The sequence below is a fragment of the Shewanella sp. HL-SH4 genome, from assembly GCF_051164845.1.
Classification (GTDB): Bacteria; Pseudomonadota; Gammaproteobacteria; order Enterobacterales; family Shewanellaceae; genus Shewanella; species Shewanella glacialimarina.
This window is the reverse complement of sequence record NZ_CP195037.1, coordinates 3,711,536-3,730,786: the sequence shown is the minus strand read 5'-3', so window position 1 is coordinate 3,730,786 and position 19,251 is coordinate 3,711,536. Positions and strand designations below refer to the sequence as shown.

Genomic DNA, 19,251 nt, shown 5'->3' with positions numbered 1-19,251 from the left:
TTGGCAAATAAGGCTCAACTTCATAATTAAGTTTAGTCAAAAATTATTAAAGAGCATTAAAATAAATCTAATCATTTTAATCGATATAATCGATTGATTGGTTTTCAAAGTAAAAACTCATTCACAGATGAAAACCTCTCAGAACCTATGCTTATTTATCTCTCCAAATCATAATATTAGCAGGCTCATTACCCACCTTAGTGGCACGATACATACCCGAAGTATTAAACGGTGTAGCGATATTACCTTTGCCATCAATGGCAATCACACCACCAGTCCCGCCGGCTTCTACTAGCCTTTGGTTAATCACCTCATCCGCTGCTTGTATAATTGATTTTTGCTGATATTTAACCCGCGCGCAAATATCGGCAGCCACATTATAACGAATAAAAAACTCACCATGTCCTGTCGCAGAAATAGCACAAGTACCATTTTCAGCATAATTCCCTGCGCCAATAACAGGCGCATCACCTATGCGGCCAAACCTTTTTGCCGTCATACCACCCGTTGAGGTGCCTGCGGATAAATTACCCTGTTTATCTAAGGCAACTGCACCAACGGTACCAAACTTATAGTTGTCGTCTAATTTATTAACCGACGCTTGATAATCATTGTCCTGCAATTCTGATTCTATGATTTTCTTTTTTGCATCAAGTAATTGATTATATCTATGCGGGGTATCAAAATGTTGGTTTGGGACAAAGTCCATTCCCTGTGATATGGCAAACTCTTCTGCACCTTGACCATATAACATCACATGGGGAGATTTCTCCATCACAGCACGCGCTAAGTTAATCGGGTTTTTAATGTGACTCACTCCAGCAACTGCACCGGCTGCCATATTCCGCCCATCCATAACAGACGCATCTAACTCGTGTTTGCCATCAAAGGTATATACCGCGCCAACACCAGCGTTAAATAATGGGCTGTCTTCTAATACGTTTATTGCTGCTTGCACAGCATCAAGACTGTCGCCACCTTGAGTCAAAATTTGATGCCCAGCATCAATAGCCTGTTGTAATTTATCGCGATAGGCTTGCTGTTGTACTTCGCTTAAATCGGCTTCATTAATGGTGCCTGCGCCGCCATGAATGGCTATTGCAAAAGGTTTATTATCATCCGCCTGTAGATTAAAACTTAAGCCAATTAGTAATGGCATTAAGCTCATCCCCACACTTAAACGGTTAAAAAGTTTATTTTTCATTATATTTAGTTCCTTTAGGATTAATTCTACCCATAGTTTGCCTTGCGACTTTAGCGCTTTCTAGCGACAATATACACAATATGCGCCTAAATCGGTAAGTACCTTAATATTGTTAATTAAATATCTAAAATTAAGCCTTTTTCTCATCATTACACTTGCTGTATTTTACAGCAACAGCATCATGGCGGCAGATGATTGGTTAACTGTGTCGATTTCGGGCGTTAAAAGCTCACTCAAGAAAAATATTATCTCCCACTTGGGGCAAAACCCTCAAAATGAAATACAGCGTCGGGCATATTTATTTGGTGTGGAAGACAATACCACCGAGGCCTTAGAATCCATGGGCTTTTATCGTGCTCAAATTGAAGTCAATGTGGTTGAAACTGAAACCGGCCCTTGGCAACTCAACATTAAAGTTGAGCCAGGAGAACCTGTAATCCTTCAGTGGATTGATATCGGCTTTGATGATGAAATGTTAGAGGATCGTACTTTTATGCGCTGGCTTGATGGGCTAACCATTAAACCTGGAGATTCATTACATCACGGTGTTTACGAAGACATAAAATCACAACTGGTCACTTTAGCGTTAGCACGCGGTTATTTCGATGGTAAAATTACCCGTTCTGAGATTGTCATCAATCGAGATAAAAATACCGCCCAAATCAATCTTCATTTCCAATCTGGACAACGTTACCATTTAGGCGACGTAACCTTTGAAGGTCATACTCTTAACGACAACATAGTACAAGCACTAGTGCCGTTTAAACTTGATACCCCTTACGCCACGTCTGACTTAGGTACCTTAAACCGAAACCTAATCGACACAGGTTACTTCAGCAATATTAAAGTGTTGCCACAAATTGACCAAATAAAAGACGGTAATGTCCCCGTACTTGTTGAACTGACCCCACGGGCAAGTCATTCGCTAGAAATAGGCGCAGGTGTAGATATTGGTAATAGTAGTGATAACGGGGTTGAGCCTCGTATTCGGCTCACCTTGCGTACACCGCAGGTTAACCGTTTTGGTCATAAACAAGAAACCACTGCTGAATGGGCACCAGACAGGCCTAAGCTGTTAACGACCTATACCATTCCCCTGACACATCCATTAGATGACCAGCTAAAAATAAGAGTTGGATTATTACGCGACAAATATGGCGTCACCCAGGAATACAGTGCCGATGATAGAAAGTTCGTCAATACTGGCCAATTAGAATCCGAAAAATACCAAATAGGCTTTATTAGACAGCGTCGCACCGAAAGCAACTGGTTATTGGGTTACTCTTTTGAAGCCGTTAAGGAGTTTTATAATCAGCTAGATACTGACTATATGCCCAATTTTTATTTATTTGGTTTAACCATGTCAAATACTGTTCGCGGCGATAACACCCTCGATCCTAAATCGGGTTTTCGCCAAACCTACAGTGTTGAGTATGCCGATCCCAATTTAGGCTCGGCCATTCAATTAGCGCGTTTGCAAGCAAAACTGAAATGGATAGATACATTTTTTGACAAACATCGATTTGTCGCCCGGTTAGACATTGGCGCTAATATCGCGGATAAAGAAGATATTCCCTTTATTTCACCTTCACTGAGATATTTTGCCGGTGGTGATCAATCGATACGTGGCTATCGATATCAAGAGTTAGGCCCATATATTGATTATACTAATACCGAAGGTGGTATCTCACGGCAAGTTGTGGGTGGTCGTTACCTACTCGTCGGCAGTCTAGAGTATCAGTATTATTTAACCCCTACGTGGCGACTAGCGACATTTATTGATGGCGGTAATGCATTTGACACCGACCAATTTGAATCTGTGGTCTCGGTCGGTGGTGGTGTTCATTGGATTTCCCCTATCGGCCCAATTAAGTTCGATCTTGGTTTTGGCTTAAAAGAAACTGAAACCGTTGATCGCTCGTTCCGTTTCCATTTAACCATGGGGACTGAGTTATAATGAACACGCCTAATAACAAGAGTTCAACGACTGCTACCCCACTAACGGCTAAGCAACAAGGCGAGAATGCCGTTTCAGACAGTGCCACATCTCAACAATCTCAACATGGTGTAGAACAAAACAAAGCTGAAAACTTAAAGCCCAAAGACTCTGTAGCCATAGGTCTGCTTAAACAGCTATGGCGAACCTTTAAGTTCTACACCCGATTATTAATTTATATTCCACTTGTTCTACTTGTTGTTGCTGCATTAGTGCTTGGCACCTCCTTTGGCAGTAAAATAGGCATTATTGTCGCCAGCCAGTTAGTGCCTAATTTAACCTTAGATTATCAATCAGGCGCCATTAATAGTGATCTAAAGTTACACTATGCATCTTGGTCGATGGACGGAATGAGTGTTGAAATTGAAGGCCTGACTCTGGACTGGTTACCACGCTGTTTTATCAACAAGCAGCTTTGCGTCAATAACCTAGAAGCATCTACTGTTAAGGTCAACATTCAAACTGACCAGTTTAGTAATACCGCAAAAGTAAATGAAAATGTCAGTGTTGATGATGCTTCATTAGATGAACATGCGTTATTGCAACTGCCATTTGACATTAGCCTCAATCACGCTGAATTAACCAACGTGAATATCACTGTAAACGACATGCATTATAATGCCGCGCGACTCAAGGCCCAGGCAATTTGGAATGAAACAGGCTTAAAGGTCGAGCACCTAAGCAGCGTTGGACTAGAAGTGATTATTCCGCAAAGTGATGGAATCAATGATGTTCAAGTAGTAACTGATGCCAACAAACAATGGCCATTAGCTCAATTACCTGCGGTTTATCTTCCGTTTCGATTATTTGTAAAACAATTAACCTCAGTTGATAACATGCTACAGCTAGGTGATAGAAAAGACGTATTCGAGCTCATTAACCTTTCGGGTAATTATATTGGCTACAACGTCAGTATCAGCCAGCTACTTGTCAATCATACCTATGGCAATATTGATTTAATCGGTGATATTCATTTAGTTGACCATTATCCGATGGATATCAAGGTCAAAGTACAAATAGATAATATTACTGAAATACCGCATTTACATAATCAAACGATAAACCTTGAAATGACAGATAACCTAAGTAACTTAGGTCTTGAGTTAAAAGTCGCTGGCAATACCCGAGTCAATTTGCAAGGTGTGATCGATTTAACTCGCCCCACGGTGCCATTTGATGTGAAATTAACCGACAGCAAACTTATCTGGCCATTAGAAAATGAGTTATACATTGCTGATATCAAAAACCTAAATGCTAAAGGGTCAATCGACACCATTAAAGGCCAATTATCAGGGACCTTTATCAGCCCTTATCAACCAGAGCTAAACTTAGATTCCACATTCGCTTACCAGCAACACACCCTAACATTCAACAACCTTGATATAGCATCCGAGGCAGGTAATTTTAATATTGCTGGCGACATAAACTTAGCGGACAACATTTCGTGGCAAGTGAATGTCAGCATGCAAGATCTTCGGCTACAACAAATTCAATGGTTAAATCAACATTTGCCAATGCGCAGTAAAATTAGCGGTCAGTTCACCACCCATGGCAACATTGCTAATAAAAAATGGAACATAGGAATTGATGACGCGAACCTACAAGGACGTATGAATGGCTACCCTTTGACGCTCGAGGGACAAGTTATCCTTGATCAAGATTTTGCAGTTAATGCTAACAACCTGCATGCTACCGCTTTAGGTGCTGACTTATTCGTTAATGGTCAAGTTGATGACATGTGGGATATCGACCTAGAGCTGAACGTACCCGATCTAAGCCAATGGCTAGCAGGTGCCAGAGGTAATTTACAAGCCAAAGTGGATGTCACAGGTGAAAATAGCCATCCTAATGTCGATCTCAGCGCCGAAATGCAAAACACAAGCTACATGGGTGCAAAATTAGATAATCTGAGCTTAAAAGCGCATTACCTGCCATTTGACAAGCATGAGTATTCGTTATTACTAAGCAGTCAGAATATTTATTATAAGGGTTATAAACTCACTAGTTTACAACTCGACAGCAAGGGCGATGAAAGCCAACAAATAAGTTCAATTAATGCCAGCGGTGATACCAGCATTAAAAGTGAATTAATCAGCCAGACTGATCTTATAAAGCAAACGATAAGCGCACAACTTAACCAGTTGAATATTGACAATATACTCGGGAGCTGGCAATTAGATGCGCCTCTTTCAGTAGCATGGGATCAACTTAAAAATCGAGGCAACATAAACGCTTTTTGTATCAGCCACCCCAGTAATAAATTTTGCCTCACCAACAATGTCACCCTCGGGCCTACAGGCCAGGCTGAGATAAATTTCAGTGGTAACCCAGGTCAACTTTTTGCTCCAATAATGTCAAAAAATATTGATTGGAACGGTAATGCAGCATTAACCAGTCAAATAAATTGGCAACCTAAAAATAAGCCGACAGCATCGGTCAATTTCACCCTTTTACCGGGTAATATTAAGTTAATTCGTAATACTAACAACATCGTCAGTATTGATTATCAACAGCTATTGCTTACAGCTAATTTAGATGAGAAGCAATTGCGTACCACAATCAGTGCTGATTCAGAGGGCATCGCCAGCTTACAAACTGAAATCAATATAAATGTAACCCCAGATAAAACCTTAGATGGATTTATTCATATAAATTCGCTCAACCTTGAACCCTTTGGAGAGTTTTTCCCAAGAATCCAAACACTTCAAGGTGACTTATCCAGCAGAATTACATTAGCAGGAAATTTAGGCACCCCTGAATTAACAGGCAACATAAAACTAGCAGAAGGTGCTTTTGCGCTTTCATCTAACCCAACCTTGCTGGAAAAAATATACCTTGGCTTGCAACTTAATGGTCAACAGGCAGCATTGGATGGTCAACTTCATATTGGTGATGGACAAGCCTTAGTTAATGGCTCGCTCTATTGGCCTGATGGACAAGTGTCCGGAGACATAAGCTTTAAAGGGGATAATCTTGCGGTTATTCAGCCGCCAATTGCTATTTTAAATGTATCGCCAGACCTTAATATTCAATTTGATATGCAGCAAGTTTCAGTAAAAGGCGCATTAGATATTCCTTCTGGTCAAATTAAAATAATGCAGCTTTCTGAGGGCGGAGTCGCCGTATCAAATGATGTGATATTTAATGACTCAATATCTGAATTAGAAGTTAAGACCAGCCCTTATGCCATTTTAGCTGACATCAATATCAATGTTGGCAATGAATTATCCATTGATGGTATGGGATTAACCGGAAAATTAGCCGGTAGTCTAAGGCTTCAACAACAAGCATTTAAGCCACCACTATTATTTGGTGATATTAGAGTCACCAATGGTAACTACAAATTTATGGGCCAAACCCTTAAAATTAATGCCGGTGAAGTGCAGTTTGTTGGGCCAATAGAAGTGCCCAACTTAAATATTGAAGCGATTAAAGAAATCAAAGAAGAGGACTTAACCGCAGGAGTGCGAGTAACTGGCACGCCTATGCGTCCAACAGTTACGGTATTCTCCAATCCAGCAAAAGAGCAAGCAGAGGTTCTTTCCTACATCTTAACGGGCAAAGGATTTAGCAGTACTAACGATCAACAAAGCAACTCATTAATGATGGGCGCGGCGTTAAGCCTAGGCTCACAGGTTGATGGTGGTGCGATAAATAACATTGGATCAACAGCCAGAGGTGTTATAGAAAAGTTTGGGTTTTCGAACGTTCAGTTAGATGCAAATGATGATGGCAGAATGGCTATCAGTGGATTCATTGGTGAAGACTTAATGATTAAATATGGCATTGGCGTATTTAATCCAGGCTATGAAATGACGGTAAGATATTACCTATTATCACAACTTTACCTTGAAACCGTATCAGGGACGATTAGCCAGTCATTAGATATTTATTATAACTACGACTTTGATTAGTAAACTATCTCTACATTAATATACTTTGAAGTGATATTGACCCTTTGAAGTGATATTGGCATAAGAACAGCTTGCCTTGCGGGATAAAAAGTAAATTACAAGTACAAAAAAAGCGCCTTAAGGCGCTTTTTTCACATAGATGCGATTAAGCAAATATGAAGTCAACATGTTCAATTAGGTGTCTAAAAGCATGACGTTGCATTGCTTTTGGAACAACTTTGATTTCTTTACCGTCAACGGCGATAGTTAAACCATCATAAAAATCTTTGTTTTCTTGAATGTTGATGATGTCTTTGTGTAAGAACTTAATTGAAATAGGCTCTTTACCAGGACCATAAATTACAGCAGGTACCATATCAGCGTGACGTAGGCGGCGGCTCGAACCTTTCCCGACTTCAGTGCGGATTTGGGCGTTAATAGTGTAAGACATGTTAATACTCACTTAATAATTAAAATAAAGGACGTCACCGTTCTCGACCAACGACGACTCAAAATAAAGCGCGCGAATGTTAACACACACACAGACAAACCAACAAGGTTAATTAAATTTAAATCTTGTATGCTTCAATGTGTAGCCTTGTTTGCTTTAAATGTAATGCAAAACAGCAATCAAGCTCACTACCCTAAAGCAGTGTAATGCAGTTTATTATTCAATAGACTGTTAGTTAACAATTATAACAGGCAAGATAACAGCTTGTTAAAAAACGTTTTAAAATTAACCGCATAAGTTAAATAAACAAGAGTTAATTGGGACTCAAGCTATATAATTGCTATAAAGCCCTAACGATGCCAATCACTCAATTAAATACGCTTTTTCTATGAATAAAAAACAGTTAATTTGTAAAATGTCGCAACAACTCGATATTCCACAAACACAGTGCAAAACTCAGTTAGAACAAATTCTCGCAACAATTCACCAGGCACTCTGTGAAGGGGAAAAGGTGTATATTCCGCAGTTTGGGACATTTGAATTACGGTTTTATCTACCTAAAAATGGGCGTAATCCTCAAACCGGTGAAAAGATAGAAATTGCAGGCTTTAATCAGCCGAGCTTTAAAGTATCAAATCACTTAAAAGCACAGGTCAACACCTAGACATCTTTAGTAGGCTATGCTCATTACATTAGTAGCAGGCTTTTATCTGCACAAAAAGAAAGGCCGCGACATAAAGTCACGGCCTTCTGATCTCTTGTTAAGCTATCCCGCTATTTTGGTTGCTCCCTGCACCATCCATGCGTATATGCTGCTCCTGCACCTATCCGTGTTCTATCCTTGAAAATCCTTGTACTTACGTACTGTCCTTCTTACTCGATTATCCTTTGACCGAGCCTGCTCCATCCTGAGCGTGTCCTTGAATCATCCTTGAAATCCATTTTATTTATCCACATCATCCTGATGGGTTTTACTATCTTAAGTGTCAATCCTAGACACTTATCTCGCCTTATCCATAAAACGAGTTTTTTATCCTTTATTACAGCTTCGTTGTCTTCCATAACAACACATCCATTTTATAAGCATCCTGCCTAATCACATTTCCAATGTCGCGCTTTCCTTAGCTGCAGTAATAATAGTGGAAATCCTTTAACCGTAATAGGCTTAAACATATCCGCAACAAAAAACAAACAAGACCACAAAACGCATAAAATAAAAAAACCTTTAAATATCAAGGGTAAAAATTAAAAATGTAAGCAGTCTATTATTATTAAAACCTATTAGGCTTACATGCTTTGTGAGATATATCTCACAAGGACTGTAGAGTTAAGCCATCAACAATAACTTAGGGAAATAATTTACAGCCAATAAAAAGGCACAACCTAAAGAGGTTGTGCCCATTTAACACTGTCGTTAGCCATCCTGCTAAATTTGTGCTCCCTGCTCCATCCTTGCGATTCGCTATCCTAGCGGCTCCCTGTTCCTTTTATCTCAACATTCCTTTACTAATGTAAGTTGAGTTCAATCCATTGTTCAGTCATCCATGGCTGAAAATTCAAATCCGTTGAATCGTCCCTGTGCATCCTGCAATCCTATCCTTGATTCCTTGTGTTAGCTTACGCTTCCACTCATCCTTGTTTCGGCTATCCATTTACCGAGCTCATGCCCATAATCCTTGAGCGTGTCCTTGTTTCATCCCTGAAATTCAAAGTGGTGAGACCATATTATTGCTCTTCCTGAGCAAACCTAGTGACCTCATTCACTTGATGTAACTATTGTATCTCGAACGGCCTGCATTGAAACACATCGCACCAACACAACTAGAAAGATATCCCCAACAAAAAACAAAGGTAAATCGTAAAGCGTTGATATATATATAAATAAATATTAATGATTGATTTTGTACTACATCAAAACCTAATAACACCTACACAACTGTAGGATAAGGCTTACAAAACACTGGGCACTTAAAGCTTAGCAATCAACTTTGATAACACTCTTTTTAACATTTGCCCGTACATTACCCAATCTCCAAGTAAGCTATATAGAGGGTAAGTGAAAGTAGCTGGACGATTCTTCTCAAACATAAAGTGTCCAATCCAAGCAAAACCATAACCAATCACCGGCAACCAACCTAATTGCCACCATTGCTGGTTAATAAAAGTATTGATTAGCAAAACAACAATAATGGTGCTGCCAAGGTAATGCAGTCGCCTACATACTAAGTCTTGGTGCTGAGATAAATAGAATGGGTAAAACTCTTTAAACGTTTTATATTGTTTACTCATCATCGCTTACCATTCATTTTGCATAAAATAAGATTTCGCCTTCAACCTCACCAATCGTTACACTGGCTATGCTTTTAAATCCCTGGTGACTAAACGCCTTATTATGAAATGGGTTGTTAACAAATACGCCAATGCCATCAAGTTGAGGCTGTTCATCACACCAACTCAACACAGCTTGAATTAATTTAGCCCCATTACCCTTGCGCTGCTCATTCGGTGTTAGCGCAATAAACTGCAATATTCCGCATTTATCAGAGGGTAAGTGTGTTAGTAAACAGGTTTCTTTTTCCATTAATCCCTGGGTAGACTTCCAACCCGTGCCTAACACCATTTTCAAACGCCAATGCCAATAGCGTGATTGACCAATCGGAATTTGCTGAGTAATAACACAAGCCACCCCAATGAGTCGCTCACCATCAAACCAGCCAATTAAAGGTTGTTCTTGCTGCCAAAGCTCATTTAGTTCTTCACGAATAGCTGCACGTAACTTTTGTTCATACATACTATTATCTTGGTTGCCAAATACCTTTAAAAAGAATGGGTCATCGTGATACGCGTTATAAATAATAGAGGCTGCTACACGTAAGTCTTCAGCCGTTAGATACACTGCTTTAAATTGTTCCAAGGTTTTGTTATCCATTATTGTTCCTTGACTATTTTACGTTCAACATTAACTTAGCAAGTTAACAAGTTTGAAACAATCACCAATTAAAGCTGGATAATAAATTATAACCACAGTGGGTTTGCAATTAGCGGCTACGGCAGTAATACTGGTTAAAATCAAAGGAGCTAAAATGGATACCACTAAAACAGATCTAAACCATTTATTTATGCAACTAGGCTTAGCTTATGGGGAAAAGGAAGTGGCGGCATTTATTGCTAGTCACCAAATAGATGACCATACACTATTGATAGATGCGCCCTTTTGGAATTTGGCCCAAAAAACCTTCTTCAAAGAAGCACTAAATCAAGACGCCCAATGGTCAGAGGTGATAGACCAATTGGACGTTATGCTAAGATCGACTCATACTAGCTAGACATTAGTGGTCAGCCTAGAGCAAACTTAAATTTGTTTGTAGGCTGTATCGCCCCAGCCTACTAACTCGCTATTTTTGAATACAATAGGTGTGCATTCATCTTTGGTTGTTTTACCATCGCCTTTCGCCCACTGGGTACGATAAAATAATACTTTAACCTGTTCTTTATCTGCCTGGTTCACAAATGCCTCACTAAAGTCTGAGGTGCCCATAATCACTTGCACTTGATCTAAGCTCATTCCTAACGACAGTTTTGTTAGACTATCGCGGTTTTTTTCTTGTTGTACTTCCCAATAGTCGTGACTTTTTCCAGACTCATGATCACCCACATTTAATACACAGCCACTTAAGCCTAAAGATATTGCGGTAATTAGCGCTGCGCCCATTAATTTTGATTTCATGTTATTTCCTTTTTGTTAGAATAAATAGCTATTGAGTAAGTTAACACTTACAGTTCAATTAACATTCCTTAATGCTATTTTCATGCCAAAACGTATGCTATTGATTTTATATAGATTAATATCAAATAATAATAAAGTAGTATTTTTCACTACTAAAAAACAAGGATTTTCACCACTTATGAGTCCAATTGAACACGTTATCGCGGCAGCTAAAGCCATCGCCATCAATGGACATACACCCAGCGTTGCCTTAATTAAAGGCCGTGTAGGCAAAGTGCCTATGCCATTAATTGTTCAAGGGCTTCAGCAATTTAAAGCAATACCTAAATCTGAATGGCAAGGTATTGCTGATTTTGTGCCGACGGAAGAATTAGAAAATAAACCGCAAAACAACATCAGCTTGACCGAAGTGGCAGAACAGCAACACAAGATGCAGCAACAAATTAATCAACTAATGGCGCGTATCACACAACTTGAACAACAACTCGAGCAGCAAGCTGAACAACAGGCTGAACAACCTTCAGCACAAAAGGCACCATAATGTTTGTTATTGAATTACGCTTTGAACCTTTTGCTGATACCACTATCTCTAGCGCCGAAAAAGCCATTAATCACTATTTAGAAGCTCTACGTGCCAACGGCCAAATTCTGGGCAGAGAATTTGCAGTGGCGTTTAACGATGGCGAATTTAAAGCGCGTTTGATGCTGCCAGAAAAAACCAGCTTAGCAAAACGCCATAACAGCCCCTGGGTCAAATCAGCGATAAATGGATTAACTGAAGCTAAATTGCTTGCCCCAAGGGAAAAGTTTATTGGTCAAGACATTAATTCAGAGGTCAGTAACACTGAACCGGCTAGTTGGCAGCTGCTTTACACCAGTTATGTACATATGTGTTCGCCATTAAGAAACGGAGATAACTTACTGCCAATTCCGCTTTATCAGATCCCCGCTACCTTTAATGGTGATCATAAGCGCATCATCAAATGGCAAAGTGAATGGCAAGCATGTGATGAGTTACAAATGGCTGCCGCAACCAAAGCAGAATTTGCTGCACTTGAAGAAATAAGCACAGTCACTAGCGACATGTTCAGACGAGGCCGTGATTTATGCGGCAGAATAGAATACCTCACCCAAATTCCAACCTACTACTACTTGTATCGTGTCGGGGGTGAAAGTTTACTCGCAGAGCAAAGCCGAACTTGCCCTAAGTGCAACAGTGCTGAGTGGAAACTAGATGAGCCGTTATTAGATATGTTTCACTTCCGCTGTGAAGACTGCCGCATCATCTCAAACCTGTCATGGGATCATCAATAAACTGTTTATTTTTTACGTAACAGATATTGCCACATCAATTTAATACGTTGCCAAATACCCGGATGCTGCCACTCGGTATCTTCCGGGGTATCGGGTTTAATTGGCGGCGTAATTCTTGGCGAAAGTTGATCAATAAAAGCACTCAATGAATCAGCCAACTTCTGTTTTGGCCTATCACCGGGTATTTCAATCCAAACACCACCCGTTTCATTATCAACCGTCAGCATTTGATCGCCATCGCCTAACACCCCAATAAACCAGGTCGGCTCTTGTTTAAGCTTTTTTTCATTATTAAATGGCCAATCATGTTTTGCTGCAGATATTCAAAATCTTGTTGATTCCACGCCTGCAGTAACTCGCCTTCACCCCAGGTAGAGGTAAACATTAATGGTGCGCTATAGAATTGACCATAATATTGATTAATATCATCATGCAGTGAGAGTTCCAACGCATGCTCGACATTACTAAAGTCTGCTGATGTTTTACGTTTAAAAGGTTTAAAATATACTGCATGATCACTGTTTTGCTCGAACTGACCTTGAATACAAGCAGAGTCTTCACCCATAGGGTAATATCGCGGCAATTCCGACAGTGCATCTTGATATGCGAGCAGATACTTATTTATAAAATTTTCAAGTGCGGTTGAACAAGACACTGGTGCTTCTCGTAGTTTATAATAAAGCGATATTTTGACATGGAAACCGATTAGATGACACACAATCACGATCCTTATAGTGATGCAGAAGCACTCAAAGGCTTAACGTTAGGCCAAACAACCGAGTATCAAGCTGAGTATGATGTATCACTGCTGCAAGGGGTCCCGCGTAAACTGAACCGAAACGCTATTGAATTAACTAATGAATTACCTTTTCATGGCACAGATATCTGGACAGCTTATGAATTATCTTGGCTAAACAGCAAAGGTAAGCCAATGGTTGCCATCGCTGAAGTCAGCCTAGATATAAACAGTGTTAATTTAATCGAATCTAAGTCATTCAAGTTGTACTTAAACAGCTTTAATCAAACAAAATTCGACAGTGTTACCGCTGTAGAGCAAATATTACAAAAAGACTTAGCAAACTGCGCCCAGGGTGATGTGGTTGTTAAAGTGATTGAGCCTAAACACTTTAATCTAGAACGAATCGTTGAACTGCCAGGTACCTGTATTGATGATCTGGACATTGAAGTCGACAATTATGACTTTAACTCTGACTTGTTATTGGGCAGTGGCTCTGAAGAAAAAAACGTTGCTGAAACCCTAAACTCTAACCTGCTGAAGTCTAATTGCTTAATTACGTCTCAGCCAGATTGGGGTAGCGTGATGATCCGTTATCAAGGGCCAAAAATAGACCGTGAAAAGTTGTTACGTTATTTGATATCTTTCCGTCAACATAATGAGTTCCATGAGCAATGTATTGAGCGGATTTTTGTTGATCTAAAACATTATTGTCGCTGCACTAAACTAACGGTTTATGCTCGCTATACACGCCGAGGCGGTTTAGACATAAACCCGTATCGCAGCGACTTTGAAAATCCACCGGAATCAAACCGTTTAGCAAGACAATAAGCTAGGCGCTTGTTAACCTGTAGAGATGAATTTTCAGCAGTTTGTAGCCGTTTAATATAGACAATAATTGGTTAGTGGCGATATAAGCCATTAACCCATTGATTACGCCATACCCACGCTGATTAACTCCCATAACCACTAACTGGCTTTGTCTTTATAGTTGTTAAGTTAACAAGCTCTGCAGCGAATAAAAAGCCGCCATCAAATTATATTGATGGCGGCTTTTTTTTATACAAAGTGTTACAAAATGGTGATACAGACTGAACTCTGTTTGTCGACTTACATGTTAATCTGCTCATTAACCCTCAAAAATTAATAACAATGAGACTTTATAATGCGCAAACTTCTGGTCACATCCTGCACTGTACTATTTTGCATGCAATTAAGTTTATCGACTTCAACCAGTTATGCTGCCGACAACAAAAATAGCGGCGCGAATAACAATCCGAGTAACAGCAGTAACACAGCTGACAGGGTAAAACGTCAAATACCAATCGATCAGACAGTTATCACTGAGCACAAAACGACTATATTAGATAAAAAAATAGCCTATAGCGCGACTACCGGCACGCAACCAGTTTGGGACGAACAAGGTAACCCTACCGCCACTCTATTTTATACTTATTACCAACGCACTGATATTAAAGATAATAGTCGCCGCCCTCTGGTTATCTCTTTTAACGGCGGTCCAGGTTCAGCATCGGTGTGGATGCATGTTGCCTATACAGGGCCGCGCGTACTCAATGTTGATAATGAAGGCTACCCATTACAGCCATATGGGGTAAAAAGTAATGATTACTCTATTTTAGATGTGGCCGATATTGTATTCGTTAACCCGGTTAATACCGGTTACTCACGCGTCCTGCCAGATGCAGAAGGCAAAATGCCTTCTAAAGATGAGCAACAGAAAATGTTTTTCGGTGTCAATGCTGATGTGAGTTATTTAGCAGAATGGATCACTACCTTTGTGTCACGAAACGAGCGTTGGCGCTCACCTAAGTATTTAATCGGTGAAAGCTATGGCACCACAAGAGTATCGGGATTAGCACTAGAGTTACAAAAAAACCAATGGATGTACCCAAATGGCGTTATCCTAGTGTCACCTACCGACATAGGTATTGAACGTAATGGGCCGGTAAAAGCCGCTAATCGTCTACCCTATTTTGCCGCAACCGCCTGGTATCATAAAGCGCTAGCAGAGGATCTACAGCAACTGGATTTAACCCCATTATTAGCCGAGGTTGAAAACTTTACCATTAACCAGTACTTGCCAGCATTAGCCAAGGGAAGCTTTATTGATGATGAAGAAAAACAACGTATTGCTAAGCAAGTGGCGCATTATTCAGGCTTAAGTGTGACTGAAGTATTGCAAAGTAATCTAGATGTCGACACCGACTACTTTTGGAAAACCTTACTGCGTGAACGTCAACAAACGGTTGGACGATTAGACTCGCGCTACTTAGGTATTGATGAAAAAACAGTCGGCGCACGCCCAGATTACAACGCAGAGCTTACTTCATGGTTGCACAGCTTTACCCCAGCAATTAATGATTATCTTCGCACTGAATTAAATTACAAAACGGATATAAAATACAACATGTTTGGCCCGGTTCATCCGTGGGATAGAAGTAATGATCATTCTGGTGAGGACTTGCGTTTAGCGATGGCACAAAACCCCTACCTAAATGTCATGATCCAATCAGGTTATTATGATGGCGCCACCAATTATTTTGATGCCAAGTACACCATGTGGCAGTTAGACCGCAGCGGCTTGATGAAAAACAGACTGTCGTTTAAAGGATATCGAAGTGGCCATATGATGTATTTACGTTATGAGGATTTAAAGCAATCTAATCAAGATTTACGCGAATTTATTCTCTCTAGTTTACCAAAACCAGACCAAGCGGCTAAGTACTAAGCTGTTGACAACAGTTGATCACAACAGTATTTGATCACAATAATTAAGACAACAACTGAGCCAATGATGTTAATACCATTATTGGCTCAGTGATTTTTACACCACCCGCTAAATCATCACTACCATTTTCATTACTGCCACTCAATACAGCATCCGTCCCGATACAAAAACTGAATCGATAGCTGTCAGTCAAGCGCCCAAAGCGGCAAGTCCATTGTGAGTTATCGGTAACCGGAGCAGTAAAATGCACGTCATCATGGCGGCATAATATCGGTGATGGCGCGCGCTCAGCGGCCTTGACAACAGCAGATTCAAACGCAACAGCAGGCGCATTTTTAGATACAGAAAAACAGTCTGCTTGAAACACCTTGTTATCAGTAAATGAAAACGAAAATGAGCTTAATGATTGTGCTAACCCCTTACCCGTCGCTTTAATAAAGGCTTCTTTTAAGGTCCATAAATCAAAAAAACGTTGCCGCTGTAATACTTCAGGTAAAGCGACTAAATCAGCCACTTCATTGTCAGTAAAGTAATGATTTAAAATAGGCTGAATATTTGTACTGGCACGCACACGTTCAATATCAAGACCAAATAATATCGCCTTGAACGCACCATAATGGCGACGTTCACTAGCACCAGAGCTAATACCAGAGCTAGCTTCAGCACAGGGCAACACTCCAATCATTAACCAGTCACCACTGTGGCTTAAGTTAAAATGTAACCCCGTTTGCTCAAATAGCTCAGCAGATAAACTCGGCTTACCTTTATCACCATATTCAAATAACCATTGATGTGGCAGCACATCACTGTGCATGGATAAAACCGCCCGCAATGCCAACCGAACCTGTAATTCATTATGTTGAGCCTGCTCAGCTTTATAACGATGCACCTTGTTTATTTCATCCTCAGTTAACCAGCTTAATGCCAATCCCTGTTCAAACTGAATTCGACTAAGCTGATTATTTAACGGTATAAAATAAACATGTGGTTGAATGATCATTAAAAACTCTATGTGAGCCGACAGGCTTTTTATCGTTAAAGGGTGTTCACATTATTTAGCGAACACACTCAAGTTAATTATTCAACAACGGTCGGAATTGCGGTAAAAGGCTTTATGCCAAATTCAGGGTAAACTTCACTTGGAAAATAAATCACCCCGCCTTTTGACACCATAGCCACAGTCTTAATGGCGCGAAGATCTGCAATAGGATCACCAGGCACTAAGAAAAAGTCAGCATACTTACCCACTTCAATACTGCCAAGCTGCTCGCCATAGCCTAAATAATTCGCCATATCATAAGAAGCCCGGCGCAATACTTCAGCATTAGACATACCTATTTTTTTGAATAACTCTAACTCGCGATGCAGTTCAAAGGCGCCACCTAAGTCGGTACCCGGAACCAGTAAAATGCCTTTTTTATGCATCAATGCCAGTGTTTCAATCACTTTATCAAACGCTAGGCGATATTCTTTATCCTCTTGTTCATCGGCTACATTTAATAAGGCCACTTTCGCGCTTCTTTGCTCGCCAATCGGCATATGGTCGATATAGTCTTTAACGCCAATACGGGTTTCACCGTTTCTAGCCGTTAAACCTAATTCATGAATAACGATGGTGGGATCAACCGCGATATTTTTTGCCACCATAGTATTTAAGGTATGTTGTACTTTGTCGCTGTTAAGGTCTAAATCGACAAAACGTTTCATGCCAGTGATGCGATAAAGCGTGCGCGTATCTTCATCTTTATCAAGCACCCAACTCAGCATTGCTTGGTTGATATGGGTAATTTCATCATACCCAGCGGCAATCATTTCATCAGCGTTTGAGAAAGCAGGAATATGCCCAGTTATGCGCATACCATGCTTTTTAGCGGCTTTAGCCATAGCAGGTACCCACTCACCATTAATCGAGCTGTATACTTTTATTTGAAAATAACCGCCTTTTTCACCGTACATATTCACCAGGTCAACCGCTTCTTGCTCAGTAGATGCTATCTCACCGGTCGCCGCAGAAAACTCGCTTTTACCCTCAATAAAACCACTTTTGGTAATGCGTGGGCCAATAATTTGATTAGTTTCGATTTTGTCGATTAATGGGTCGAGAATGTCAATTTCATTGCCCATATCTCTAACAGAGGTGACGCCTGCCAATACATTCAGTAAGGCATCGTTATCACTCATGTGGCCGTGCATTTCATACAACCCAGGAATTAATGTACCACCGTTACCCTCAATGAGTACTTCGCCCTCTTTTGCCGAATCAACCATGGCTTCAATAGCCTTAATTTTATCGTTTTCAAGCAACACGGATTTAGCCGCTGTCAGCTGCAGGCTTACTGGGTCAAATATTCTAACGTTGTTAATCCGTATCGGCTTGTCATATTGATGAATCGCTTTCTGGGCAATTATTTCAAATCGGCTGGCATTCAAGTTAGCCGCTAAATCACTTAGCACCTTACTTTGTGCTTCTAATCCCTCACGAATAATCACCACACGTGGCGACAAATATCCAAGCATTAACTGGTTGTCATCAAGGGCAATATAACTTGGGTCAAGATTAATTCCTTTAACGGCATAAATCGTCGCATTCACCTTAGTGTTATTCGCATCGTTAAGCACAACTTTACTCACCTGACTAATCGTCAGCTCGCCAGCAGGCAATGCCGATAATGACAATGTCGGTTGCCCAAGCAAGGCTTTGGCGTAAATGTAAAGCGCATAAGGACTAGCGTTTTGCGCAATGAATAACGCATCAGGGTTAAACTCAGCACTGCCACTTTCAGATGAACTCTGCCAGTTCACCCTATTCCCTTTAAGGCTAAACTGCTCATTCACCTCGTTGCCGAAAACCGTTTTACCGCTGATTTGCCAATCAATAAGTAAACCTCTATCAGAAAGCTTTAACACCTCTAGTGAACTGGCACCGCGACCGTTATTACTGAATGAAAAATCAACGTCGATGTTTTGACCATCACGATTAACTGTCATGCCACCAACATCAGTGCCACCAAATATAACTTTAAACTTTTCTTGCGCTGGCTGAACAACAGCGGCTTTTTCAACTGAAGCATACTGCTGAGAACAGCCGGCCAAAGTGATTAGCAGCACGCTATACATCATTGATTGGAAGATTTTTGACGGTATTTTAATCTGCATAGAGATACCTTTTGCTATTATTATT

At 40.4% G+C, this 19,251-nt stretch carries 15 protein-coding genes and 1 pseudogene; 8 read left to right on the top strand and 8 right to left on the bottom strand.

Annotated elements, in window-relative coordinates; translation table 11 throughout:
- Nucleotides 1–151: 151 nt before the first annotated feature.
- The gene (locus ACRWQL_RS17370) at nt 152–1,168 is read right to left on the bottom strand and encodes an isoaspartyl peptidase/L-asparaginase family protein (protein ID WP_434929079.1); all 1,017 of its coding nucleotides are present in this window, start codon (nt 1,166–1,168) and stop codon (nt 152–154) included.
- 217 nt (nt 1,169–1,385) lie between these two features.
- Here ACRWQL_RS17370 and ACRWQL_RS17365 point away from each other — a divergent pair, with 217 nt between their 5' ends.
- Together ACRWQL_RS17365 and tamB are read left to right on the top strand one after the other, a co-directional pair.
- On the top strand, nt 1,386–3,161 hold the full coding sequence (locus tag ACRWQL_RS17365; protein WP_434951315.1) for an autotransporter assembly complex protein TamA: 1,776 nt from the start codon (nt 1,386–1,388) through the stop codon (nt 3,159–3,161).
- The gene (tamB, locus tag ACRWQL_RS17360; RefSeq protein WP_434951313.1) at nt 3,161–7,114 is read left to right on the top strand and encodes an autotransporter assembly complex protein TamB; all 3,954 of its coding nucleotides are present in this window, start codon (nt 3,161–3,163) and stop codon (nt 7,112–7,114) included. The genes ACRWQL_RS17365 and tamB overlap by 1 nt, the downstream gene beginning before the upstream one ends.
- Nucleotides 7,115–7,259: 145 nt before the next feature.
- Here tamB and rplY read toward each other — a convergent pair whose 3' ends face one another.
- Nucleotides 7,260–7,544, bottom strand: coding sequence for a 50S ribosomal protein L25 (rplY, locus tag ACRWQL_RS17355; RefSeq protein ID WP_434926509.1), 285 nt, complete (start codon nt 7,542–7,544; stop codon nt 7,260–7,262).
- Between the two features lie 388 nt (nt 7,545–7,932).
- On the opposite strand from rplY, the gene ACRWQL_RS17350 reads away from it, so the two are divergent.
- Entirely contained in the window at nt 7,933–8,208 is a 276-nt protein-coding gene (locus tag ACRWQL_RS17350) for an HU family DNA-binding protein (protein WP_434926510.1), read from the top strand.
- 1,304 nt (nt 8,209–9,512) lie between these two features.
- On the opposite strand, the gene ACRWQL_RS17345 is transcribed toward ACRWQL_RS17350, so the two are convergent.
- Nucleotides 9,513–9,833 carry an Mpo1-like protein gene (locus ACRWQL_RS17345; protein WP_434951311.1) on the bottom strand — a complete coding sequence of 107 codons (321 nt, stop codon included), beginning with the start codon at nt 9,831–9,833 and terminating at the stop codon, nt 9,513–9,515.
- A 13-nt stretch (nt 9,834–9,846) separates the two neighbouring features.
- Nucleotides 9,847–10,473 carry a GNAT family N-acetyltransferase gene (locus ACRWQL_RS17340; RefSeq protein WP_434938247.1) on the bottom strand — a complete coding sequence of 209 codons (627 nt, stop codon included), beginning with the start codon at nt 10,471–10,473 and terminating at the stop codon, nt 9,847–9,849.
- Between the two features lie 154 nt (nt 10,474–10,627).
- On the opposite strand from ACRWQL_RS17340, the gene ACRWQL_RS17335 reads away from it, so the two are divergent.
- A complete protein-coding gene (locus ACRWQL_RS17335; protein ID WP_434938248.1) occupies nt 10,628–10,870 on the top strand; it encodes a DUF2789 domain-containing protein in 243 nt (80 codons plus the stop codon).
- A gap of 26 nt (nt 10,871–10,896) precedes the next feature.
- Here ACRWQL_RS17335 and ACRWQL_RS17330 read toward each other — a convergent pair whose 3' ends face one another.
- The gene (locus ACRWQL_RS17330) at nt 10,897–11,271 is read right to left on the bottom strand and encodes a DUF3192 domain-containing protein (protein WP_434938250.1); all 375 of its coding nucleotides are present in this window, start codon (nt 11,269–11,271) and stop codon (nt 10,897–10,899) included.
- Between the two features lie 178 nt (nt 11,272–11,449).
- Between ACRWQL_RS17330 and ACRWQL_RS17325 the strand changes: the two genes are divergently transcribed.
- Together ACRWQL_RS17325 and ACRWQL_RS17320 are read left to right on the top strand one after the other, a co-directional pair.
- Nucleotides 11,450–11,812 (top strand): hypothetical protein, encoded by a 363-nt coding sequence (locus tag ACRWQL_RS17325; RefSeq protein WP_434951309.1) that lies wholly within the window; start codon nt 11,450–11,452, stop codon nt 11,810–11,812.
- Nucleotides 11,812–12,585 carry a Zn-ribbon-containing protein gene (locus ACRWQL_RS17320; protein WP_434951307.1) on the top strand — a complete coding sequence of 258 codons (774 nt, stop codon included), beginning with the start codon at nt 11,812–11,814 and terminating at the stop codon, nt 12,583–12,585. Before ACRWQL_RS17325 ends, ACRWQL_RS17320 begins: the two co-directional genes overlap by 1 nt.
- Before the next feature lie 5 nt (nt 12,586–12,590).
- On the opposite strand, the pseudogene syd reads toward ACRWQL_RS17320, so the two are convergent.
- A pseudogene (gene syd / locus ACRWQL_RS17315) lies at nt 12,591–13,240 on the bottom strand (SecY-interacting protein).
- A 54-nt stretch (nt 13,241–13,294) separates the two neighbouring features.
- On the opposite strand from syd, the gene queF reads away from it, so the two are divergent.
- Nucleotides 13,295–14,152: an NADPH-dependent 7-cyano-7-deazaguanine reductase QueF gene (queF, locus tag ACRWQL_RS17310; protein ID WP_434926516.1), complete on the top strand. Its 858-nt coding sequence runs from the start codon at nt 13,295–13,297 to the stop codon at nt 14,150–14,152.
- 334 nt (nt 14,153–14,486) lie between these two features.
- Entirely contained in the window at nt 14,487–16,070 is a 1,584-nt protein-coding gene (locus tag ACRWQL_RS17305; protein ID WP_434951305.1) for a S10 family peptidase, read from the top strand.
- A 43-nt stretch (nt 16,071–16,113) separates the two neighbouring features.
- Here ACRWQL_RS17305 and ACRWQL_RS17300 read toward each other — a convergent pair whose 3' ends face one another.
- Together ACRWQL_RS17300 and ACRWQL_RS17295 are read right to left on the bottom strand one after the other, a co-directional pair.
- Complete coding sequence (locus ACRWQL_RS17300; RefSeq protein ID WP_434951303.1) at nt 16,114–17,070, bottom strand: 4'-phosphopantetheinyl transferase family protein; 957 nt, start codon at nt 17,068–17,070, stop codon at nt 16,114–16,116.
- 77 nt (nt 17,071–17,147) lie between these two features.
- Nucleotides 17,148–19,226, bottom strand: a complete 2,079-nt coding sequence (locus ACRWQL_RS17295; protein WP_434951301.1) for an amidohydrolase family protein — start codon at nt 19,224–19,226, stop codon at nt 17,148–17,150.
- Nucleotides 19,227–19,251 lie beyond the last annotated feature (25 nt).